18 protein-coding genes are annotated in these 22,893 nt (G+C 58.9%); 5 read left to right on the plus strand and 13 right to left on the minus strand.

Annotated elements, in window-relative coordinates; genetic code table 11:
* Positions 1-72: 72 nt before the first annotated feature.
* Together AC0L3U_RS29545 and AC0L3U_RS29550 are read right to left on the minus strand one after the other, a co-directional pair.
* Positions 73-423, minus strand: a complete 351-nt coding sequence (locus tag AC0L3U_RS29545; RefSeq protein WP_473364165.1) for a KTSC domain-containing protein — start codon at positions 421-423, stop codon at positions 73-75.
* 284 nt (positions 424-707) lie between these two features.
* Positions 708-1,445, minus strand: coding sequence for a hypothetical protein (locus tag AC0L3U_RS29550; protein WP_473364166.1), 738 nt, complete (start codon positions 1,443-1,445; stop codon positions 708-710).
* Between the two features lie 911 nt (positions 1,446-2,356).
* Here AC0L3U_RS29550 and AC0L3U_RS29555 point away from each other — a divergent pair.
* Positions 2,357-2,581 (plus strand): hypothetical protein, encoded by a 225-nt coding sequence (locus AC0L3U_RS29555; protein WP_473364167.1) that lies wholly within the window; start codon positions 2,357-2,359, stop codon positions 2,579-2,581.
* Positions 2,582-2,680: 99 nt separating this feature from the next.
* Complete coding sequence (locus tag AC0L3U_RS29560) at positions 2,681-3,238, plus strand: hypothetical protein (RefSeq protein WP_473364168.1); 558 nt, start codon at positions 2,681-2,683, stop codon at positions 3,236-3,238.
* A 535-nt stretch (positions 3,239-3,773) separates the two neighbouring features.
* On the opposite strand, the gene AC0L3U_RS29565 is transcribed toward AC0L3U_RS29560, so the two are convergent.
* The 4 genes from AC0L3U_RS29565 to AC0L3U_RS29580 form a co-directional block, all read right to left on the minus strand.
* On the minus strand, positions 3,774-4,781 hold the full coding sequence (locus tag AC0L3U_RS29565; protein ID WP_473364169.1) for a COG3904 family protein: 1,008 nt from the start codon (positions 4,779-4,781) through the stop codon (positions 3,774-3,776).
* A gap of 83 nt (positions 4,782-4,864) precedes the next feature.
* Positions 4,865-5,110 (minus strand): hypothetical protein, encoded by a 246-nt coding sequence (locus AC0L3U_RS29570; protein WP_247452942.1) that lies wholly within the window; start codon positions 5,108-5,110, stop codon positions 4,865-4,867.
* Between the two features lie 993 nt (positions 5,111-6,103).
* On the minus strand, positions 6,104-7,525 hold the full coding sequence (locus tag AC0L3U_RS29575) for a carbohydrate-binding protein (RefSeq protein ID WP_473364170.1): 1,422 nt from the start codon (positions 7,523-7,525) through the stop codon (positions 6,104-6,106).
* Positions 7,526-7,693: 168 nt separating this feature from the next.
* Positions 7,694-9,379 (minus strand): hypothetical protein, encoded by a 1,686-nt coding sequence (locus AC0L3U_RS29580; RefSeq protein ID WP_473364171.1) that lies wholly within the window; start codon positions 9,377-9,379, stop codon positions 7,694-7,696.
* Between the two features lie 442 nt (positions 9,380-9,821).
* Between AC0L3U_RS29580 and AC0L3U_RS29585 the strand changes: the two genes are divergently transcribed.
* Positions 9,822-11,081 carry a cytochrome P450 gene (locus tag AC0L3U_RS29585; RefSeq protein ID WP_473364172.1) on the plus strand — a complete coding sequence of 420 codons (1,260 nt, stop codon included), beginning with the start codon at positions 9,822-9,824 and terminating at the stop codon, positions 11,079-11,081.
* Between the two features lie 198 nt (positions 11,082-11,279).
* On the opposite strand, the gene AC0L3U_RS29590 is transcribed toward AC0L3U_RS29585, so the two are convergent.
* The 3 genes from AC0L3U_RS29590 to AC0L3U_RS29600 form a co-directional block, all read right to left on the minus strand.
* The gene (locus AC0L3U_RS29590; RefSeq protein ID WP_473364173.1) at positions 11,280-14,402 is read right to left on the minus strand and encodes an ATP-binding protein; all 3,123 of its coding nucleotides are present in this window, start codon (positions 14,400-14,402) and stop codon (positions 11,280-11,282) included.
* 61 nt (positions 14,403-14,463) lie between these two features.
* Positions 14,464-14,871, minus strand: coding sequence for a hypothetical protein (locus AC0L3U_RS29595; RefSeq protein WP_473364174.1), 408 nt, complete (start codon positions 14,869-14,871; stop codon positions 14,464-14,466).
* A gap of 665 nt (positions 14,872-15,536) precedes the next feature.
* Complete coding sequence (locus AC0L3U_RS29600; RefSeq protein ID WP_473364175.1) at positions 15,537-16,121, minus strand: recombinase family protein; 585 nt, start codon at positions 16,119-16,121, stop codon at positions 15,537-15,539.
* Between the two features lie 482 nt (positions 16,122-16,603).
* Between AC0L3U_RS29600 and AC0L3U_RS29605 the strand changes: the two genes are divergently transcribed.
* The gene (locus tag AC0L3U_RS29605) at positions 16,604-16,891 is read left to right on the plus strand and encodes a hypothetical protein (RefSeq protein ID WP_473364176.1); all 288 of its coding nucleotides are present in this window, start codon (positions 16,604-16,606) and stop codon (positions 16,889-16,891) included.
* Positions 16,892-17,312: 421 nt separating this feature from the next.
* Positions 17,313-17,483: a hypothetical protein gene (locus AC0L3U_RS29610; protein WP_473364177.1), complete on the plus strand. Its 171-nt coding sequence runs from the start codon at positions 17,313-17,315 to the stop codon at positions 17,481-17,483.
* A gap of 23 nt (positions 17,484-17,506) precedes the next feature.
* Here the strand turns inward: AC0L3U_RS29610 and AC0L3U_RS29615 are convergent, their stop codons facing one another.
* The 4 genes from AC0L3U_RS29615 to AC0L3U_RS29630 form a co-directional block, all read right to left on the minus strand.
* Positions 17,507-18,022, minus strand: a complete 516-nt coding sequence (locus tag AC0L3U_RS29615) for a hypothetical protein (RefSeq protein ID WP_473364178.1) — start codon at positions 18,020-18,022, stop codon at positions 17,507-17,509.
* Positions 18,023-18,162: 140 nt separating this feature from the next.
* A complete protein-coding gene (locus tag AC0L3U_RS29620; protein ID WP_473364179.1) occupies positions 18,163-18,675 on the minus strand; it encodes a hypothetical protein in 513 nt (170 codons plus the stop codon).
* A 294-nt stretch (positions 18,676-18,969) separates the two neighbouring features.
* The gene (locus AC0L3U_RS29625) at positions 18,970-22,050 is read right to left on the minus strand and encodes a DUF3987 domain-containing protein (protein WP_473364180.1); all 3,081 of its coding nucleotides are present in this window, start codon (positions 22,048-22,050) and stop codon (positions 18,970-18,972) included.
* Between the two features lie 321 nt (positions 22,051-22,371).
* Positions 22,372-22,875: a hypothetical protein gene (locus AC0L3U_RS29630; RefSeq protein WP_473364181.1), complete on the minus strand. Its 504-nt coding sequence runs from the start codon at positions 22,873-22,875 to the stop codon at positions 22,372-22,374.
* Positions 22,876-22,893 lie beyond the last annotated feature (18 nt).

Here is a 22,893-nt window from a genome sequence, read left to right on the forward strand (position 1 = left end):
TCTCCGCCAACTACACATAGCGCGGTTGTAGCTCGCCGTAACTACACCAATTGGCTAAAAGGTATCCGTCCGTCAGTAAGACGGCACTTTGTGCGTACGACAATCGTAGGGGCCATCTTTTCCCGAGCCCTTTATATTGGCGTTGAAGTACCGTCCCATCGACGAGGCGGACATCAACGCATCGAGGGTAACCTTCGGCAGCTCGCAATAATGGTAGTATGTGTCTTTTAGCTGGATGACCAAATACTGGTTCCGAGGGTCATAACAAACGCGGTTGATAAAGCTGCTTCGCGAGATGCTTTGACAATCGAACGACTTTAGATCAACTGGCCCGCGATATTTTACGTCCACGGTCTCGGCGCTCATGGCCGATGCTGCTAGGACGTAGGTCGCGATCGCCAGCAGTACTGGAGCGGATCTCATCCTCGTGCCCTCCGATTGAAGCCCTCGACCGCATTGTTGTACTCGTCAATGACACCGTCGGACTTGCGCTTTAGCTCCTCGGTCTCACGTCGGATGCAAGCGAGGAACTCTTGTGCTTCAATCTGATAGTTCGTCATTTCACGGCGGCACCGATCGAACTCATCTTGATCGTCGAACGCGCTATAACGTGCCGCGCAATACGGGGCCGTGGGAGCATAACAAGCGGCATGAACGCCGTTCGTGCTGCTGAGAAAAAAGAAAGCTACAAGCAGCGAGCAACGCATCTAGGCACCCGCCGGACCTTGAGCCACGTCAATGACATGGCGATCTGAACCGACAGTGATGATGATCGTGTAGCTCTTCTGAGCTCCGCCCTGATCAGTAGGGGGAGCGACATGCAATTGTCCGCCGTACCACTCCCCGGGCAGGAGCGTGTTGTCCTTGATCACTGCTTGCTCGAGCACGGCCATGTTGCGTTGGCCCGCCTCGACCGTGCTGGCGATCATTGCATCGTTTTGAGCGGCAGCGTTGCCTTGCGCGATTGCCGCTGCCGTTGGGCTGTAGAAGGTGCCTGTCCGGCCGCTAGGCGTTGTGTAGCTGCCATAACCAGCCCTAGAGGCGCTGTATGCGTTGGCGCCCGCGGCAACGCCTGTCAGAAGCGCGGCGGCCACCTGCCGGTTCTTTTCCTCTTGTACCAGCATCTCGTAGGTGACGATCTTCATTTCGAAGTCGGATCCCGCGGCGTGCTGGATCGCTTCGACCTGTCCGACTCTAAACTCGACGGGCTGACGGCTCAGGTTATTGATGCCCACCACGAATACAGGCCGGCCGTTCGCCTGGAGCTGTCGGGAGGCTGGCCGAACTAGGACCAGGGAGCTCTTTTGCCGAGAGACGAGGGCAGGCTGCCCGTCCCGCATGAGAGCCTGTTGCTGTGGGCTGGAGGCTTTGAACGACACCGTTTCGCCGGCCGTCATGCAGCCGGTCAGCGCGGCGCAGGCCGCCGCCAGGACTAAAATGCGCATAATAAAAACTCCCCAGACCCGGCGCCAATCCAAGCGCAACTAGGGCGGGAGAGCAAGGCAAGTGTGCGCGCAGCTGGTCCACTGCTATCGTCTAAAGGTCGAAGGCGGTATCTGATTGCCGCGATGGGAAAGCTCGTGCGCGATCGAGCCGGTTTGCTAGGCCGGCCGTCCCCGCTAGCGTTTGGGTACTTCCCCCCAGCGGGCCGCCCGCCGTAGGCTAAGCCTATTGCAAGTTCGAACTCGTATGGTGGGGCAGCGTCATGTCGAGTGCCGGTGGAATTGATTGTTGAGGGCTACACCCGCTAAGGAACACCAATCCCTCGAGGACCTAAGGATGCGCGGCCGGCGCCTGGCCTTAGACTAAGGCGAGGGCGGGCTACGACTGCCGGTCATCGATCACCCAGGTCGAGCGGGATATCGCGGCGATAGAGGGGGGGGGGCTTGAGAGCCTGTCGGGGCCGTTTGGATCGACATCAGCTGCAGGTGCGGCTTCCTAGCGGAGCCAAGCTTCAGGCAAGCTCAAGGCTTTAGGCGAAGGGAGCCACATCCCGTTGCTACGTAGTTCCATGGCAATTCAAGACTTGTGACCCACCTGGAACAAGACGTCGTTTCGTTCGTCATCTTCGCAGTGATCGTCATAGGAGTTGTGCACAAGTGCCTGTTGCGCTTTGGCAACAAAGTAACCAATTGACCCGAAAGACGTCCGAAGAGGCGGTCAAAGATTTGACTCGATGCCCGGTAAAGTTGAATTTAGTGGGGATTCGGGACGAATCGTGCTAAGGGCGATTTCGCCAGAGTGTCAAGAACTTTCTTGACATGAGGTGTCTAAAACTTAATAAGTCCGTAACGAACTGTTCACGCCCTGCGGCGTACAAACAGGTAACTGCCGTGGTGGCAGCGAGGAATGTGTCATGAAGGAAATGGATCGTTTGATATCGTTCCTGTTTCCTAAGGAAGGTCAAAGGCTTGTAGACCTTAAATTCTTCCCCGGGGAACAGCAGGTTACTGTTGAGGAATTCTGCGAGGAAGCACATTCAGCTTTTGTCCAAGTTGAGTCCGGCCAGTCGGCACCGGCTGAGCACTTCCCTGAGAACCTTACCAGGATTGGGGTAGATAAGTTCCTCGCTGGGGCTTGATACCTCTTTATTCGAAACACCAAATAGTTGTAGACGGGGGCTATGACATACGTAGCCCTCGTGAGTGCGTTTGCGCACACTGATGACCTCCCCGTTCCCGTGAACGAGGTGCTCGATTGGATTCGCGCGAACACGGACCACAAAGACATTCGGCTCCATCCTGTCGGGCGCAAGAAGAAGGCGTTCCGTGGGGCCTTTCGCCGCATCGGAATGCCCCGGGGTGGGATGTACAGCGGCGATTACGACATCATCACTCAGATTTTGTATGGCGAAGATCTTCCGGATGACTGGAAGCGGCTCGTTATCTGCAAAGAGGCGATGCATGTTTTCGACGGCGGAGCCGAGCTCGTCAGCACCGAGGAGGGTGTGAAAAGGCTCATTCCGGCGATGATCCTCAATGAGCTAAAGGGCGCGCCGTTTTTGCCGGCCCTGAATGACCATTTGGGGGCATTTCGCGCATTGGCGATCCTGATTCCGCGGAAGGCTCGTCATAAATTCAGAGCCGCCGAGGAGAAGAGATCTATCGCTGAGATCGCGCACTTTGTGCAGTTGCCAGATGTTTATGTCGATATTTGGTTGCAGCACGGTGACGAGCTGGAGAAGCTGCTGATGCCTCAAGAGCAAAAACGTGGGTTCTTCAAGCGCCGCAACAATTAGCTACGCGAGTCAGCGGCCACTTCCGCCCACACTGATCAGCCCCATCCCGCCGCCGGCCAACAGCTGCCGGCGGGCTTTCTCCGTGTACAGCTCGGCCTGGGCCAAAGTCTTCCAGCCAAGATCGCCATCAGCTGGTGCGGGGTCGCGCCGTTCTCCGCCGCTATGGTCGCGGCGGCGCCTTGATTTCTCGCGCCTACTTGAGCTCGGCGTGGGGAGGGCGTCAGGAGCAAGGCCTCTTCGTCCCCTAAACGGCGGTTGCATTGGTTGCTTAAGGCGGCTGGTGAAGGCGGCACGCCTTCCGGAGCGCGCTACCCGGGCGGCCGTCCACGGCCACGCAAACGACTCAGGCCTAAGCGGTGCTGACCGCGCCAATGAGACGGCCAAGCCTTCTCGGGTGGGGCCTGCGGCGACCGAACCGGCCATAGCCGGGCTTGGAGGGGGCGCGCAGCTGCGTTATCCGACGCACGTCTCGAGGCCAGGATCAAGGTCTATCGAGTGGCGGTCGGCCTAGATAAGGGACGAGTTCTGCAGGAAGCTATTCATCTGCCACCTTCGACCAAACTCCCTTGCTGTCCTTCATGTCACGATGCGAAGTGCCGTCATCCCAGTTGACGCAAGTTCGGACGTCCTGAAAATCGTTCAAAGTGCATGCCTCACGTGCAATGACCTTGCCGTTCATGTCCTCGACTGTTTTCAGAAACGCGACTTTGCCCTGATTATCCAAGTAGCTCAGACCGATGTTACACACCTTCAGTTCGGGCTGGCAGGAGCGGCTAAAAAGCGGCTTCCCGTTATTCTGACTTGCTGATTTTTCCATTGCCCTGTTGACGATTTCTCCCCAAGTAGGACTGGCACTGGGCGTTGATCTTGCAGCGGAGAGCCCCGCTCCTGAGGGTGATACCGATAAAGGCGAGTTCGGCGGGGTTTGTTGCAGACTGGCGACTGGCGGAGAGACTTGAGAGGGACGGCCCATCATGGTGACGCCCATCGACTGAAGCTCCTGCGGGCTTAGCCAAACCATGTCTTGTGGAGACGTAACGACCATGCGGCCGATGATTGCGGATGGCACGCCCAACTCTTTGGCGATTTTGGCCATAGAGACCGTCGCAGCGCCTGATGCCGCCGTTTCCTCTCCATTTTCTCCTGACGCACCGTGGACGCCGACCTGAGCGCCATAGCCGGCGTTCTTGGTTGAACCGGCGGCGAACATCAGAAAGCAAGCCGAGGCGCAGACCGCCGTCTTGCCCACGTTGGTGGATGTTTTGCCGAACCTTATGGCGTCAGCGATCTTTACCCCCTCGAGCAAATTGCCGCCGGGAGAATCCAGTCTAACGTTGGCGACAAATTTCCCGGAATCATTGGCTTGACGAACTGACTGCGAAAATTTGTCAGCGTCACCAGGTACAATCTCCCCAGTGATCCAGATCGTTGCTTGTCCAGATTTCCCCACACCGACTTTGACTTCGGCGGAGTGGACAACGCGCGAAAACAGGGAGAGCGTAAGCAGCAATAGGACTGTAAATATTGGGCGCGACTTGGCCATCACCTTTCGCCTTTATCAAGAAAGACGTCCGACTTCGTTGTCGCAACCGGCGACACTTCATCGAACGTCTCCAATGGTTGCAATCAATAGCGCGGGGTCCGGTGACCGGTCTGACCGGTGGACGGATTATAGTTGCCGCTGGTGCCGAAGTTGTCGCGTTGCGTGCCATTCGGATTGGTCGCGACGTACGGCGCCACGTAAGTACCGGTGCTGCGGGTATATCCCGACGAGGTATGCGTACTCGGATTTGAACCGGTGCCGCTGAGATACTGCGCTTGTGCGGCGGTTGTGGCCAGCGCCAGTGCGGCAGCCAAAATGAGCTGTTTCATTCCCATCCCCCCAAAAAGGTTTATCGAGCGTCATATGCAACCACGTTGCAGACTGTGGGTCGAGTCCAACCATGGGATGAGCAGGACTGCCCTTGCGGGTCTCAGCGGGCCGGCACATGCATCCGTGCAAAGGCAGCCTTCGCCGCCGCTCTTTGGATCCTTGGGTTGAGTGCCTTGTTGGCGATGGGACCCCAGCCTTCTGCAGAGCTGCCAGAGGGCAAAGTCGGAGATGCCATGGACGGGCGTTGGCGCAGATAACTGTCTTGCTCCACACGACGCGCTGGCCACCTCGGCCGAAATGCTTCCGCCACGGGGAGGGTCTCGGCGGTCCGCCTGATCCTGTGCTTTCACTCGGATGGCTTGGTCAAATCGGACTAAATCTCTTCGGTATGTTTGACGAGATACACGGCAGTTTGGGTCGACAAATCGTCGTAGCGCCGTCGCAGCCGTCACCACGGCCGTTTAGGTGCTTGATATCCCGGACGTGTATCTTCTTCACTTGGCCAATTTAACCCGAGGCCGCCTGCGTTCGAAGTCCGATCGGCCCCGAAAAACCGAAAATCGGCAATTTAGCCGGTGGGTAATCCGTGGTCTTGGACGCGCTGAAGAGGGCCCCGGCAGGTTGGGGCACTCAGAAGCCGTATGTGGGCTCCGGTGGCTTGGGCGCCGCATTTTGCATCGGTCCAAGCAGGCGGCCTAGGGGGCCTGCCGAACGGCGTTCTGCCAGTCCTGCTTTGGGGTGTAACCCGGCACGAGGTAGTGGCTGAGCATGTCGTTCGGGCCAACGTACTGACCGGCCATACTTCGTGACGATCATCGATTGCCGCCATCAATTGCCGATCCCCGGCGGCGGCAGCGTCGGATGGTGGCTTGGAAGTTGGTGAAGCTGAACGCGCGCGAATATGCGGGAGTTTGTGACATTCTCTGAGTTCCTTACATTCGTGCCATTAATGCAGCCTTGACGTTATGCACACACGACCAGCGCATCTCCAATCAGCGAATTCGCCTTGCGCGAATGATGCCGTAAGCCGCGCTAGTGCTTGTGGCGAAAGTGGACGATGCAACGAAATACACCGTCGTCGTCCCAGCCAAACTCAAGCGGTATCGGGGGAGCGGAAGTCCTATTTCGTTTCCAGAAGTAAACGTGGTTGACGATGTGACAAGCGAACTGAATCTGCCGGGCGTCAGATCCAGCGTGTTTGTCGTGCCGGAAAGAGAAACTAGAGCAACCGTCGTCGTCGTCGTTGCAGCGGGGAGGATGTAACCAAAAATATCAACATCCCAATCTCCCGCTGTGAGGGTAATGCTTGTAACGGTCTTGGCTGTTCCAGTAGTGAGGGCTACTTTGGAACCGGAAACTATGACGCTTTCAACGTATTCACCGACGCTACCGGCGGCCGCGCTGTCATTCGTCGTCGTCCCAACCATGTTCGGCTGGGAGATCGTCGGGCCAGTCGCCAGCACGTTATTGCCCGTGCCGGTGTTTGCAGAAATCTGCGTCCCGTTGATCTTGAAAACGTTGCCTAGGCCGGCGGTGTCGTACGTCTTGTTCGTCAGCGTGTCGGTGGTCGCCCGCCCGATGTAGGTGTCGGTGCCTTGGAACGTGAGCGTGGTGCTGTCGGTGCCGGCAAGGGTCAGAGAATTGTTGACCCCAAGGATTTTGCCGTTGGCAAGCGTAAAGCTTCCAGTCGTCGCCGTCACCGTCAATCCGTTGTAAGACGAGGTGCTGATGGTGGCGCCCGTGATCGCCGGAGCCGTGAGCGTCTTGTTGGTCAACGTGTCGGTCGTGGCGCGGCCGACATAGGTGTCGGAGCCCTGAAACGTCAACAAAGCGCCGTCGGTGCCCGCCAAGGTCAGCGTGTTGCTGAACGTAAACGTTTTTCCGGCGCCTCCGGTGAGCGTGTAGCTGCCAGAAGTGAAGAAATTCCCGTTGATGCTCGTTGCGGTCGCAACGTTCAGATTCGGGGTCACAAATGACGGCGAAGTTGACACCGAAATCGTGGATCCGGCGAACGTGATGTTGCTGCCGGCCGAGTAAACCAGCGAGGACACCAAAATCCACTTGGCGGCAGCCAGGTCTGTCGCGAATACGCCGGAAGTGTGCGCGACAAGGCACCGGTACAGCGAACTATTGGCCACGACCGCGTTGCCGACTTGATAAGCCGTCGCGGTCAACCACGCAGCGGCCGGCGCGAGCCCGGCGGCCTGCAGCGACGTGGAAAGCTGGTCGTATCCGACGCTCCCGTTTGCCAATGCGCCATCGTCGCGCTGGATCAGCGCGAGATTCGCGCGGATCGCGTCTGTGGTGGACTTGATGCCGTTGAACTCAACGTCGAGCGCCTGGCCCGGAAAGGTGCCAGTCGAGACGTCTGAAATGAACGAGTGAACGGGAGAATATGGCTGAGGCCGAGACACGGGGCATCCTCGAAAGGAGGGACGCCGCCGGCGACGCGACTAAATCAGCCAACACTAAGATGGTACTATAGATGAGGGGCCGCCGCAATCTCGATGCCGTGCAACAAAACACGGCCGCGGAGATGATGGGGCTAGCATAACATGAATTCGTTCCCAGCCTTACGTGCGTCACTGATAGCTTCCGTCCGGCTGCAGATTGTACGTGTGCCCGTTCTGAAGAACTGTCTGCGGTTTGGCGAGGGTTGCCGGATCGATGCCGTTTTGCTGCAGCCGCCGCTTCACCGCTGCGGGGTCGGCGCCGCGGGCAATCGCGTCGCGTGCCTGAGATAGCGGATCGTTGCTCGACGTTGCCGCATTCTGCGGCGATGCCGGGTCGCTGTCGGCGCTCGATAGCGGCACCCACCGTCCGTTTACCAAGCCGAGCTTCTGGCCAGTCTGCGGATTGGTGGCAGTCTGTGTTGGCGCTGCGGCAGCGGACGCGGCCGGCGTAGCAGGTGCCGCGGCAGCTTGGGTTGAGGGAGCCTGCTGCGGCGGCTCCGTGTACATTCGGATCGTGTTCTCGATCTGGTGAAGCTGTTGTGACAGTTTGACGCGTTCGGCAGGCAGCGTGTTGGGATCGATGACAAGCTGGCGAATCTGTTCGTGGTCGCCCTTGAGTGCATTCACGATGGTCGGGATCTTCGCCGCCTCGGTCTCCGGATTGGTGAGTGCGTTGCCTTGCGGAAGCAAGTCGTTCACCCACTGCTGTGCCTGAACGGTCTGCCGACCGGGGCCGCCGAGCAGCACGCTTCGAGCCTGATTGTTCCGAATATCTTGTGATGATCGTGCCCGCTGAATGTCCGGAGCGATTTCAGACGAGCCAGTGGCCGCTTTCATCACGCTCGTCGCGGCTGGTAGCGCGCCGAGCTCGTCGTTGAAGAAGGTTGCAATTTTTGGGCCGATACCCGATGTCCTCGACGCGTCGGCGGCCGCCTGGCTCTTCTTGGGGTCGCCAACAACCAGTGGCGTCGATGAGCTCGAGCGCACGTTGTTATCCCGAGCCTGGGCCAGGGCCGCGTCCGTGCCTACCGGTTGAAATCCGGTCGCCGGCACAGTCCGGCCGTCGGGCAGGATCGCTGTGCGGCCGCCGTCACGAGAAATGGCGGTTTGGCCGGTGCGTGGCTCGATTAAAGTTTGCTCCGGTAGGTCCAGGCCGGCTTTCTTCAGGATGCGGGGATCGACGGCACCAAGCGGGTCCGATGACGTCTGACCCGGCTGCGCCGCAGCGGCTTGCCGACGCAGCATGTTTGCAACCACGTTGTCGGAAGTCATTGGCGCTTCGCCGCCGACCGCTTGCGACTTGGGAACATAGTGAGCCACGCCGGCATCGTCGAGAACCGGCGTCAACGTGCGCTGATCAATCGCAAGCTGAGTCTCACGCGCGCGGTCCGACGCAATGCGTTGCGATTCCAGCGTCGTGGCGTTGTTCATGCCAGTGGTCGTGATAGCGTTATCGAGAGAGCGACGTTGACCAATGGCAGTGCTTCCTGCGGCCCCGCCGGCACCCAACATCGAAATGGCGAGCCGAGGATCGTCAAAACTGGATGCGTGGTTCGCTGCCGAGAACCGGCCGTAGTCGGCGGCGTCCTGGCCGGTCTTGCCCGCGAGCACTCCGTAGTAGCCGATGTCGTTGCGATTGCCGGCGCGAACTGCCGAGGCGAGGGGCTCGGCACTGTCGTTCTCGCGTTTCAGGCCGAACGCCTTTTGCCGGTAAACTTCCTTCTGTGCCTGATCGCCGAACATCGCCTCGCCGAGATCCTTCAGCGAGTTGGCTAGCGTCGAGTTGTCGGCATATGCATTGATGATGCGGGGCATCCAGCGTCTCAAGTTGATGGTGAGAGGCCGGTTTCGCGAATTCCGGAAGGCATCAGCGGAAAGTGGAGTTTAGCACAACCGGTGGGAAAGTCACCGTTCTAAGATCGCAGCCGCCCAACTCAAGATGGTCTTGGCGAATGCGCCCTCTCAGACGAGAGAATACTGGCGCAAATTGAGAACGACCCGCTCGACGCAGCCCGCCGGGGGCGTCTTTGTCCGCTAACGATCCTAAACCGGACATCATGCGGACAGCCCAATTCGGTCGAGAATGACCCTGACCGGACCTTCGACCGGCGTCTGCCGTGCGTGATTGGCTGACCGCCACCATTGACCAACTCCGGCATTGCAGAGCCAGATTTATCGATTTGTCGGAATGCACGATACAACCAGTGTGATAGAGTTTCTCACCAGGGGCAGCGTACCTTTCTGGGGGTAGCCGAAGATGACGACGTTGGTGTCCACCGGGAGCGACTCGCTCATCAGCACTTCAGGTATCGGGGCACAATTCAAGCCGTTCGATCATCACGGCATGTACGCATTTCTCGAGCGCGCCCGTGCCGAGGAGCCAGTGTTCTTCTGCCCGGAGATCAACTACTGGGTCGTGACGACCCGGGAGGATGTTCTGTGCCTTCTGCGGGATGCGGTCAGTTGCTCAGCCGATATCGCGTTGGCCCCGGTCACCCCCTTAGCGCCCGAAGCCTTGGCGATCCTGAAGGCTGGCATGGGAGCGGAGCCGACACAGGTCAATTGCGATCCGCCCAAACACGACCGTATTCGGCGAGTCGCTGGACGCTTCCTAAATGCCAGACGTTTCCTGACGCTCGAGCCGGAGATACGTCGACTAGCGCGCGAGGCTATCAGCGCCCTCGATGGTCGCGCCGAAGTCGATCTCGTTGCCGACCTTGTGTATGAGTTTCCGGCGCGGGTTCTCTTCCTACTCATGGGTATTCCGGCCGACGATGCACCGCAAATCAAGCGCTGGGCGAGCTATCGCGTACTAATTACATTTGGGGATATTTCACCGGGGGAGCAACGCCGCGGCGCCGAGGACATGGTGGCCTACTGGCGTTACTGCGTCGCCATGGTCAATGACCGCCTGCGCTGCCCGCAAAGCGACTACGCAAGCTTCCTGATCGCGCACCGCGGGGATGTCGAACCGGAGCTATCCGATAACGAAATCTCCTCGTTGGTTTTCGGGTTGCTGCTGGCAGGGCACGAGAGCACCACTAACCTTGCCGCCAACGCGCTCCTGGCACTGCTCAGCCACCGCCCGAGCTGGCAGGCGATCTGCAGCGATACCTCGCAGATTCCTGGCGCCATCGAGGAAGCGCTACGCTTTAGCACCTCGATCGTGTACTGGAGGCGGAGGACTCGGGCGCCTACGGTACTGCAGGGAGTCACCATTCCCGCCAACGCCAATGTTCTGCTTGCCCTCGGTGCAGCCAACCACGATGCTGAGCTGTTCCCCGAGCCCGACCGCCTTGACATCGGACGGTCGAATGCGAGCGAGCACGTATCCTTTGGCAGTGGTACGCACTCTTGCATCGGTGCGCCCCTGGCCCGGCTGGAGCTCATGGTGTTGATCGAGGAGATCGTCCGGCGTTATCCCGCGCTTGCGCTGGTGGACGAACAGCCAATCGACTACATCCGAACCATCGCTTTCCGCGGTCCCAAGCGCTTGATGGCTCGCCTCGGCGACTAGTCCGCCCTTCTTCGACAGAGCGGCCTATCAGTGAAGTCGCCACACCTCTCCTTGATATCCGCGTAAAGGAGCCGCTATGCGGCTATGCGCTGGCCGACGTGAGGTAAGCTTCCGGCGGCATTGCGCGCCCTGACGGGTTATCCGAGGCTTCCGTTGAGGCTCGACCGTTCATGTCAGCGGATGCCTCGGGGCTCAGAACTACGGCGCGCCGCTTACCTTCGCGGTGATCGGCGTGCTCGCGGCGCGAGCACGGTCCGGCACATCGTGAAGCTTCGAAAGCCCTTCATTGCACCGACGAATGACAGGTGCCATTTGGCATTCGGTGGCTAGACGAAGGGCGGCGGCATAGTGAGTCTTAGCGCTAAGGACCGATCCAAGAGCTGATAAGGCCTCCGCCAATGCCACCGCCGCCAATGCTTCGTTGCCTCTCTCCTCGTACAAACGAGCCACTTCAATGGCTCGCTGGGAGAGCCGAACGGCTTCTTCGAGGCGACCCGCACGATGGTTTGCTTCGGCGAACCGTGCAAGTTCAAGAGCGTGGTTCACGAAGATGCTGCTAGTCGTTGTACGATGTATAGCCTGCTGAAAAAGGTCAAAGGCCTCCTCGAACACGCCCAATTGAGCCAGAGCGTAGCCTAGATTCAGACAGATGTTGGTTGACCAGGCGAAGAACTCCCACTTCCGGCACAATGAGAGACTAGTTCGCAGGGCGACCTCCGCCTCTGCAGGGCGCCCGGCAAGAGCGAGGGCGAAACCTTCACTCAAGTGTGCGATTGTCCTGCAAAGCGGCAAGTTTACCTCATCGGCCAGCCTACGCATCACGCGCGCAACTGCTATCGACTCATCAGCATGTCCTTGTTGAGATAGTGCCCAAATGAGCCACGCCCGATAGAAGATGACTGAGGGCCCTGGCGTCCCTGCCCACGCCAAAGGATCGCGCGACTCCAAATCATGGATCAAGCTCCGGAGCGTAGCAGCGGAGTTGGCATAGTCGCCCCGCGAATAAGCAGCCTGTGCTCCAAAATATTGGGCCGCGCGTGTCAGGCTTCTGTCCCCATCGGAAAATTCCAATGCACGGGCTGCCGACATCATGCTCGCACCAGGACGACCCACAAGCTGCAAATCCCGAGCAACATAAGCGGTCGCCCATCCCAACCGACGCCGATCTCCTAGCTCTACCGCAAGTTTCTCTGCTTCCGTGGAGTTGGCCAAGCTTCTTTCGATACCCGCGGTAGGAAAAAGCGTATTACGCAGCTCGAAGCGCAAATCAATTTCGTTCCGGAGTCGATCCGACGAATGCGGAAGGTGCCTGCACGCGGTGATTCCATGATCGAAGAGCCGCGATGCTTCTACATACGCGGATCGGCCGGCGGCTCGGCGCCCGGCTATGACAGCAGCCTTGAGCAGCTCCTCCCAAACCTCCCCAAGCGCGGCGTGATAAACGATCATCTCGGCGTGTTCATCGAGGCGGCCGGGATGTATTCGCAACAGTGCCGCCACAATCTGGCTGTGCAGATCGCGGCGCTGCCCTCGTGGAAGTCTCGAGTATGCGACTTCCTGGATGAGAGCATGTGAAAAGCTGGCTTCGTCCATGTCGGGTTGCTGAAACGTTCCGGAATCGCATAACGAACGCAGGCTCCGACGAAAACTCGCGTCTGGGCTGGAATCAAAAACGGCGCGGAGTATTTGAAGAGAGAACCGGTTTCCAAGGGCAGAAGCAGCCGTTACAATCCGTTTGTGTTCGGCATCCAGCCGATCTAAGCGAGTAGCAATGACCGCTTGGATTGTGAGCGGAATTTCAGGCTGATGGGTCTGCCCGGCATTGTTGGAAATGTCAGTCGCCAATACGTTGCGAGCTAGTTCTTCCAGAAAAAATGGATTTCCCGCAGACCGCGCCACCAGTTTCTGGCGCAATGAATGATCAGCAACGCCTGGGAATGCCCCTTGCATCAATCGTTGCGTATCGCTAGGCGAGAGAGCTGCAAGAGAGATTACGCTTGTGGCTTGACCGGTTGTCGTTGGGGCGAAATCCGGCCTAAGAGTTGCTAGAAGCAATAGCCTGCAACCAGATGATGGAACAAAGTCGAGAAGCTTTCGACTCTGCTCGTCACCCCACTGCAAATCCTCCAACAATAATACGACAGGCCGGCGTCCACTGATCGCGTCAAATAGAATCCGCACAGTGTCGCGCAAGGCGTCGCCTCGATGCAGTGGATCCAATTCATCCCACGCGGCGGCATCTTCACCCAACGGCAGCGCCAGGAGCGACAGAAGAGCACCTAACTGAACCGTGGGATCGCCAATCTCGGCTACTTGCTTTCGAATGCCATCGGCTGACGCAGATGGTTCAATGCTTGGATCGATCCCAAAAGTCGAGCGAAGCACGGAGCCGATGAGTTGATACGGCACGTTCCGCCCGTATGAAACGGCATCTGCCTGAACGATTCGCCAGCCACCTACCTGAAGCTGTTTGGTAAACTCCCAAGCGAGGCGGGACTTACCTACTCCTGCCTCACCGGTGATTGAAACTGCGGCGGATGAGCCGGCGAGAACACGCGCGGCGATCTTGCAGAGTTCGTCGAGCTCGCTATCACGCCCAACGAGTGGACTTAGGCCTCGCGATACCGCTTCGCTAAATCTGGAAGTGCGATGATGCACTCCTGTCAAAGCAAACACATCCTGCTGATTGCTGAACCCTCGCAATGCTTTCAGCCCCAACGAGGTAAACTCAACGGAGGGTCCAGCGGCCGCTCGCGTGCTTGCATCACAAAGTGTGGTGCCCGGATTCGCCATTGCCTGGAGCCGCGACGCGAGGTGAAGCGTCGCTCCAAAAGCTCCATAGATCCCTGCTATGCTGATTCCAGTCGTGCTCAAGAATGTGAGACCTGAGGCGAGGCCAACACGTAGCGACATGCGCTGTTCCGATGAAGCAGCTAGCTCGTGCATACGCAATGCCGCGCAACAGGCGCGCAACGCGTAATCCTCCTGACTTTGCGGTGCACCAAATAGTGCCAGCACACCATCGCCGCGCAATTGGTTCACGATCCCTCCGAATGCCTGTACGGCATCCAGCATCACCGTCACGGTCGGGTTGAGAATCGCTTCTGCGTCATCGGGGGATAGGCCTGCGACAAGGTCTGTTGAATTGACTATGTCTGCAAACAGTACCGTAACATGCTTGAGTTCTCCCTCTCGGTCTGAATGAGAAGTCTCTTCTGGATGCAATCGAGTACCGCAGGCATCGCAAAAGCGCGCCCCCGCTCGAGCGGGGTTCGCGCATCGTGGGCAGGAACAAGGCTCTGGCGATGGAGTATTGGACATTCCTCCGCCCCTTTGGCGCGCTTCTTTGGAGTTCAGTCTAATCTACAGACTATGATTGCTCTCATCCTGGACCGGCGTACTTGCTTCCGGTGATCGCCTTCTTCGCTTTTCCAACCGAGTCTGCGACGACGTCCTCGAAGGGCATGATCGAAACGAGTTCGACGCTCTTAATTCCTGGCTGCGTCGACAGCGCAATCCTGAAGGCTTGCGCAGAGTTCCGCTCTTGGAAAGCGAGAACGGCGAAGAGATCGTCACGCCCGAACATTGCAAACTTTTCCAGTACGACGTGCTGCAACTGCTCGTTGCGATAGGGCGCCCTTTCATAGAAATGAAACGAAGCGAACGATCCGCCAAGCGAGGCTATGAGATCGCGGACTGGCTTTAACCTCTGATCGAAGGTGGGTGCCGTTTGGACGATATCTTTCCAGCCCGTCGTCGAATATGAAAGCTTAAGGAAGTAATGTTCCATGAAGACCCCCGAATCTGACTGTTACTGTTTGGGTGCCGTATGTGGGTGACGTCAGACGAACTGCAGCGGCGCGCGTGTCATTGCCGCCGTGCAACACTGAAAACAGACTAGTTTCCAATACCGAGCCAACTGGATTGTGCCATCTCCCTTTGACTACAGGTCTCTCGCGGCTTCTTTGGCCCGATTTGAATGACAGCTTTTCCGCCAGGCTCATGACTCCGCTCTACAAGCCGGATTTGAAAGCTGATTGGCTGGCAGGGGCGGAGATTAGGCCAGCGAGATTAGCCACAAAATCGTCCTGAGCCAAGCGATGATGATGCGACTGAGTGCCAAAGATAAGCAGCAGTAGCACGCACAATGGGGGTCCCAATTTCGGTCAAATGGCATAAACACGCAGCTCGCTGCGGGGCTTGAGTCCGGTTACGGCCCTTTGCGGACTCTTCCCGATGTTCAAGTTGAGGCCGGTATGCAGCATTAGAGCGGAAGCCGGCCGATCCAGTCTCGATCTCGGTTTATGCCTAGCTGCAGCAATCGCTACTTTAAACTGCCGTCACCGCGACCCGGAATCTCAAAAAATCGCGCACTAGTCGGATGGCAGTACGGCACCTTTACCACCGTAGAGGAGGGGGGTGGGCGGGGGTGGGGGCCACCCGCCAGTGGGCTGGTCACATCGCGTCGACAACACGTTGCACCACGCTAGTGCCGACGCCTAGGGTCCGCCCAATCTTTAGAACGCCCATGCCCTTGCCGCGGAGAGCTCGTATGCGCTTCTCGACCGCAATCGCCGTACGCGGACGTCCAAGGCGTGTGCCCTTCTCCCTGGCGCGCGCAAGGCCGGCGTTGACCCGCTCGCGAATGATGCCGCGTTCAAATTCGGCGAAAACGCCGAGCATCTGAAACATCGCGCGACCTGCAGTGGTCGAAGTGTCCAATCCCTGCTGGTGCAGGAAGAGATCGACTCCTTTATCGCGGAGCGCCTGGAGAATGGAGAGGAGATCCGTCAGCGATCTCCCCAAACGGTCGACGGACCAGGCGGCGACCATATCGAACTCTTTCGAATTAACGGCCCTCATCATCGCATCGAGGCCGGGGCGCTTGTCGCGACCCTTCGCGCCGCTGATGCCAGCGTCTTCATAGACCTTCACGACTTCCCAGCCGGAGCGCGCCGCGACTGCCTGGAGCTCACGGCCCTGGTTTGCTGTTGTCTGGCTGTCGGTGCTCACGCGCAGATAGATCGCTACTTTCTTCATGGTTTGCTCCTGGCGCGCTTCGCGTTCCTCGCACTGTACGCTACGCTCATACGGAAAACAAATGTTTTGCGTATGCCGACAGCGCGCGAAAATTGTTGAACGATCGCAACACTTGGCAGCGCTGATGCGAGCCGGGGTTTTCCGTATGGTCGAAATCGATCGCGCACACGGTGCTCGCGCGAAATATTTTGTAGAGTTTGTGCTCGCGCTAAGTGGCTCGCGCATCACTCCAATTCTTGACGTGTAGAGAATGCTTCACTCAGTTTTATGCAATGATATCAATAGCTTAGTTGACTACGATGGGAATCGGCGCATTATGCGTTCTAGGGCCGAAAACCCGAAGTAGCACGCGTATTCAAATTCAGAGTCCCGGTGGCAGCGACATGTCCAAGACGAGAGTCCAAAGGCGCTGCGGACCGTGTGCGGGTCTTTTCGCACCGGGATCATTCACTGCATCCCGCCCGAAAGCGGAAAGGCACACCATGTCCAACATCATCCCATTCCCGTCCAAGATCGTCACCCCGATTACTCCCGCTACCTACAGCTGCGATATCGACTTGGCCGCGAAAGGCGGATTTTCCCATATCGATGCGTGCGTGCCCGCCGAATTGGCATTGCGGTTTTTGGCACTCTTCAATCGCTGCGGGGATTGCGCAGGTGTGTCCCTCGACATGACACAGCCGAAGTCGTGGGGAATGATGTTGATTGACGCCTGTGTACCTTCATCCATCGCAGAAGAATTCCAGGCCCTCGTAGCGGCCGCAGCCTAGCCCGGGGGACCTAATGGCCCCGCTGCGCGGAAACGCGCGGCGGGCTTTTCTTTCATCACCTCGTTCTCTCAGTTCTACTCTTCTTTCCACAGGGGCGGTTTGACAGGAGACGTTCGGGAGACTCACGTAATGCCCTCTTGAACCCGGAGAACCGTGCAATGAAGCAGCCCCTAAACGTGGACATTCTTCCATCGGGCGACGTGCGCTTGGCCTTTGATGTTAACGTCAGCGTCCCCGCTGGAGTCAAAATCCTTCAAGCGATTGCCGTCGACGACGCAGAGCGAGGCCTCCGCGGTTGTGAGCCGAAACGCCAGCGCGCGTCAGCAGTCCGGCCGAAGAAAATCGTCAGCGACAAATAGCGAAACTCTTGAAGTAGCGACGTGCCCCGCGCCAGTGTGGCGCGGGCTTGCTTGGAGGACACATGAAGCTTGCCGCCGTTTTGGCCGCGCTTGGCATCACAATGTTAATTTACAACGTGCCGCATCTCTGGCGGGACGATGGCTCCGCCAGTGGATACGGCCACGCGGTTTTCTTTGGCATCCTGTTGGTGTTCGGAGCGGTCTGGCGGGTGTTTGGTCAGCGCAGCGAATAGTTGCCGACTCGCCGGGCCGGCCCTTACTTCGGCAAGGCCGCCCTTATGCGCTCACCCAACTCTGTCAGCCGGAAGAGGTGCAACGGCTCCGGCTCAGCGCCGGCCTTAATCTGCCACGGGTCTAGGATCCCCCGGTATGCTGGATTGCGAGCCTTCTCGACCCATCCCCGGCGCAGTAAAACCTGGTGCACCTTGCCGCGCCCGCTTTTGTGAACGCCGGCCATCCGGGCGATATCGCCCATGCCGAGCCATTCGCCTGGCCGCATCACCCGCAGCATTCGATCAGCGATCGATTGACCGGGGAGAGCGCGGCACAAGTTGCGTGCTCGAGCTGCAGCCAAGATGCGTTCGGCGGCTGCGAGCTGTTTTGCCGCTTTGATCCCTCGTCTGGCCGACACCGACGCATCGATGTCACACAGCGGTCGCTTGTCGCCTTTCTTCGTAAACCGCCACGTTTGGTCGGCTTCGTCGAGCAGGCGCCAGATGTTTGCCAGCCATTCATCCGGATCCGCCGGGAATTGAAGATTGAAAGCAGGCATGCCTACCCCTAGTCGTGATGCGATCTATCCAACGTTCCAAATCCGCAGCAGGCGGCTCGGTAACCGCCACAAAAATGCGGTTCGATAAACGGAATAGCTCGCGAAATTATGACACAGGACGATTCGTTGACCGCTCCGTCCTAATCGAGCATGCCCGAGATGTCGCACCACTGGCGCTGTGCCAGGGCCGCCGGCGGCTCGGCTGGTCCGTCCAGCGTCCCCGACAAAGCCCGCTGCATCGCCGACGCCGGCGTTTCCCCTGGTCGTACATCTACGGGCCGGATTTCCAAAAGTGCGATTTGGGAAGGCGACTCGAGTTTGCGGACCACAGGTCGGCGTGATGCTGCTGGCATCTTCTGGCCAGTGCCTTTCTTTTTGACGGTCTTGCGCGCGACTGGCTCCGCGGTGGACACCGGGCCTGTGTGGATCTTGCGGCATGTCGGGCAGCGTCGGACCAACTGCCGGGTTTTGATCTGGCGCATTGATGCCGTGGCCCGAAACGGTTGCGAACAATCCGGGCAGATCGTTTCGAGTTCGAGGACGCGAACCTCGCGCTCGTTGCTCATGGCGTGAAAGAACGCACCGGTTTGGATGTAGACCTGGCCGCGAACGGTGAATTTGGTGCCAGTGGCGGAAGGTGTTGATCGCTGCATGTTGAGAGTCTCGAAGGTGGATCGATTGATGGGCGCCGGCGGCGAGTCGGCTTTCCTTTTTTGGAATCGGCCAGTGTTGACGTAATTGGCATCGCTCAGGACTGGCCCCGGTTGTCACCGTTGTCACTTGAGGGAATTTGAAGGAAAGACGGCCAGTGGGTCTCTGGCTTCTATTATTAGAAGAAGGGCTTTTATGGTTCTCACGCGCGCAAGTGACAGACGGTGACAATGGTGACAAACCGTTACGCCGCGACTGTCTGGAAACGCGGTGACAGGCGGTGACAACGGTGACAATCATGCAGCTGCACCCAGTTTGATGCGTTCCTGCACCCCATCCCGCCGGCTCCGTTCCGTTGCCGCGATTTCTGCGAACCTGCCGTCATGTACCGCCGGATTAACGGTCCAACGGTCCTCGGCGCCATGTCGATCGATGTGGGCCGGCTTGACCCAATCGTGCATTTCCAGGACGCGCATCGTCGCCACGATCAGGCTCCGCTTCTCCGGCGACTTCAGGGCGGGATAGGCGCGATAAATGTCCCGGCTCGAGATGGCAGGCAGCCCGCGCGCCAGCACAAAGCCGGCGATCCAAAGGGCGTGCTCGTCCATCGTGGATGCACCCAGATCCTTCAGGTAGAATGTCAACGCGTGCGAATAGACGAACTCGGTCAGATACCGTCGCGCCCGCACCGCGGTGTCGCGGCTGATGATGGCCGGCGGCGTGCCTACAGCGGCGCCAGAAGCCCCGTAATGCTCGATGAAGTGGAAAACGAGGGAAAGCCTGCCGAACTCGTTGGGCATTTTGTCGAGCCACTGGCAGAGCGTGGGGGATGCGTCCGGCCGCGCGATCTCCCCGGCCTTGAACGCCTCAATGGCGTGCAACTCGGCATCAGCCTCAGGTGAAAATCGAAACAGGGTGCTGTTGCCTGCTTCTGCGATCGCGTTTGCGGCCGTCGATACCCTTTCGTCCAAGGATGTATCGGGGTCGATGTCGGCGCCGCTATCCCGGCGATGAAGGACAATTGGCGTAAATCGCTGCAGCAGCCCGTCATCCGACATGCTGGTCTTAAGCGCCTTGATCTTGTCGGGCTGGATACCACCCAAGACCGAGATGGCGCAGTTTTCGACGCATATCCGCTCTGACAGTTTCCGGTTGACGATGAAGTCGCCGCCTTCCTTCGCCTGCAGCCAGAAGGCGCGGTCCTTTCCGCCCTTGGCGCGATATGCGTCCATGCCGGCCAGCCAGCCCGCAAGTTCGTCAGCGTGATACAGCAGTCCTTCCGGGTTCTCGCAAAGTGCCACTGCGAGGGCCTCCGTCGTCGCGTCGTTGTAAATCTTCTGCCTGAATCTAGGTTTCTCCGCTTCGGCTTCGTCCTCAAAAACCTGGTCGGTATTTTCCGGCTTGACCTTGGCTGCCTTTTCGGCCGTTGCGCGGCGCGTCTCGTCAAGCTTCCGCTTGTGCTCGTCAGCCGTGAACGTTTTCCGCCACTTTTGTTGAAGCGTTTTTACGGGGTCCATCGCGGCATTGATGGTCGCCGACTTGTTCGAGCCAGACGGGGCTATGATGGCCGTCCAGAGGATGGGCTTCACGGTCCACTTGGTATCGCGTTGACGCATCTGCAGACGGTTCCCGGCAGGCACAAGCGATCCGAGCGCGGTTACCAATGCCGCGGCAGGCGCGCCAGCGTCTACGCCGAGCCGGCGAGCACTGTCGTGCGCAAACTGCTCCACCACTTCCGGGAGAACGCCGGCCGGCAAGTCACCGGGCTTCAGATGGTCAACGAAGATCGCATTGGGCTCATTTTCCCACGCTCTTACATCGCCGCTTCTCGCGGTCGGTATTGAGGCGTCCACTGCGGCCGCCTCACTCGTGTCGATCTCGGCTGCAAGGGGCGCTTTGGATTCGTCGATCTCAACCGCATCGAAACCTGGTGCCAACGGGTGATCGCACCCGATGGGTCTTTGACGGTTACGGCCGGCAGATTCGACGACTACAGCCAAGCGCTCCAAGTCACCGAGCCCGTTGCAGTGGGTTTCATTCCAACCCAGCGCTTTTTCGTAGACAGTTTGCGGCGAGCAAGCAAAGTCGTAACCTCGCGCGCACACAATAAAGGTCGTATCGTCGATCTTGCCGAGTTCGGCGTATGGCGCTCGATCGCGTATCCACTTTGTGAACAGTTCGATCGCGATATCGTCTTCTTCGACGACGCGTTTGCCGGCTGCACTCGGTTTCGACCTTGCGTTTTTGCACTGCTCGACAATCCAGGGAGGCACGAATGCGATCGGCGCATTATTAGCGCGCGTGTACGAGCGACCTTCAATCGTGCTGCCTGGCATCAAGACGTATGCGGCATCGGTCTTAACATCGATGCCCGGGCCTAGCGTATGTGTGCCGTTTTTGCGTGGATCATCTGCACGCAATACATAAAATAGATGTTGGCCACCGCCCTGCGTGTTGTTCGTCATTGTCTCGGGGAAATCTTCAAGGAGTCGCAAGAACTCATACGTCTCGCAACCTCCGTTCTTTTTGTCGACGTCGACCACCAAGAGCTGGTCAGTGACACCACCGATGTTGGCGTCCGGCCACCGGCCCCACCATTTGCGGATCTGCTCCGGATCTTGCGTGGCGAAGTCCTTCCACTTGGTTAGCGGTTCTTTCGCCGCACTTATTGCCTGCTCGCGTTCCTTCGGAGTGGCGCCCGGGCCGGGGTCAACGTACCAGCGGCAGGGGTGCACCGGTACGTGCTGCGAGGCCTCGAGCGCCCAGTCGAGTTTTGTTTTGACGGGTGCCAGTGGCACGGCCGGCGCGGGTTTCTTCAAAGCCACAACGTCCATTGACTTGCTTTCTGCAGGCAGCTCGACGCCGCACAGCTCCAAAAGCCAGGGGGGCGCCGGCGACAGCGATCTCTCATTATGGAAGCGATAAGGGGCGAGACCGTTGATGGTGGACCCCGGTCCGATCAGCACGTCGTCAACCGACGACAATATGCTCATGCGATCGCACAGAAAGTCCGGCCCGCCTTGCACTGACGCGCCAACTGGCAGTTCGAACATGACGTAGCTGCCGACGAGCTCTCCCACGAGCACGAGGCTGCCGGTCCGCCCACCATGCTGCTGGAATAACGTGCCGAGCGTGTTGCGGAACGCCTCGTCGGTGCATCGAGGATCAATCCGAATTGCGAGCAGATTGTCAGTTGCGATGCCGATGTTGGCGTCTGGCCAGAGGGCCCACCATTCTCGTATCTGACTTCCGTCAGTGGTTGCTGCGGTGTCGGCCTCGGGAAAGGCAGCTTCGTCGGTGTTAGCTGCCAACGGATACACGCGGAGGCCGCGGCGGGCGGCGTCGAGCGCGTGTTCTACATTTGTCGCGCCGGTCATTGGTCGCACCTCGACGGGTGCGCGGATCGGCGCGAGCCGATGCAAATGGCGTCATGCGCCCTATAGGGCAAAGGCGCGTCTGCACGGGTAGACGGCGCAACATTGTGTTGCGCGCGGTCTTCATGTATATTGGGCACTTGCAAAACCTTATAAGCCCGGTTCGGAGCTGGTCACTCCGGCCGGGCTTTCGCTTTGAAGCGAAGCAGCTCGGCGACCCGGTCTGTGGTCGGATGCTCGAATTTCGTCGAGGGTTGGCGCGGTTGCGAACCACCACGGCCCGAAGGCCGCTACTGCAGGCAGCTATTAACGACATCCCCGCGCTTACGCGTCGCCCTCCACGGTCTCCGTGTAATGCGGGGAGGCGACACGAAACGGTACGTACGGCCTATGTCGGGAGATATAGTCGCCGACATCGTACGGCGCATCGGTGAGCATCCTAATCACAAAGCGGCTATCCTCGACGTCCTTCCCGTCGAACTGCCTCATCAGCGATTCGACGTCGTCTGCCGACTGTTCTTTACGACAATCGACGACCCCCACACAGACGAGCGTGGCGTGTTGGAAGCAGAATCGAAGTGTGTCCGCCGGATAGTCAGAAAGCTTGATCGGCGCGGGCGGCTTCCTTGACAAGTTGCCGGCGACGCGGCCGTCAATGAAAACTCGGATGCGATTTGCGGCCAGAACGGCCTTCTTTTCTGATGCCGTTAGCTCCCGCACATGGGGCTCGAGCGTTATCGTCGCGATGCCTTCGGCAATCGACAGGGCAATGGCTGGCAACGGTGCATGAGGCACCTGCGACAGCGAGTGGATGTCAGCGGGCTGCATGCGCGCCTCCCACTGGAA

Source organism: Bradyrhizobium sp. Kon69 (assembly GCF_055807515.1).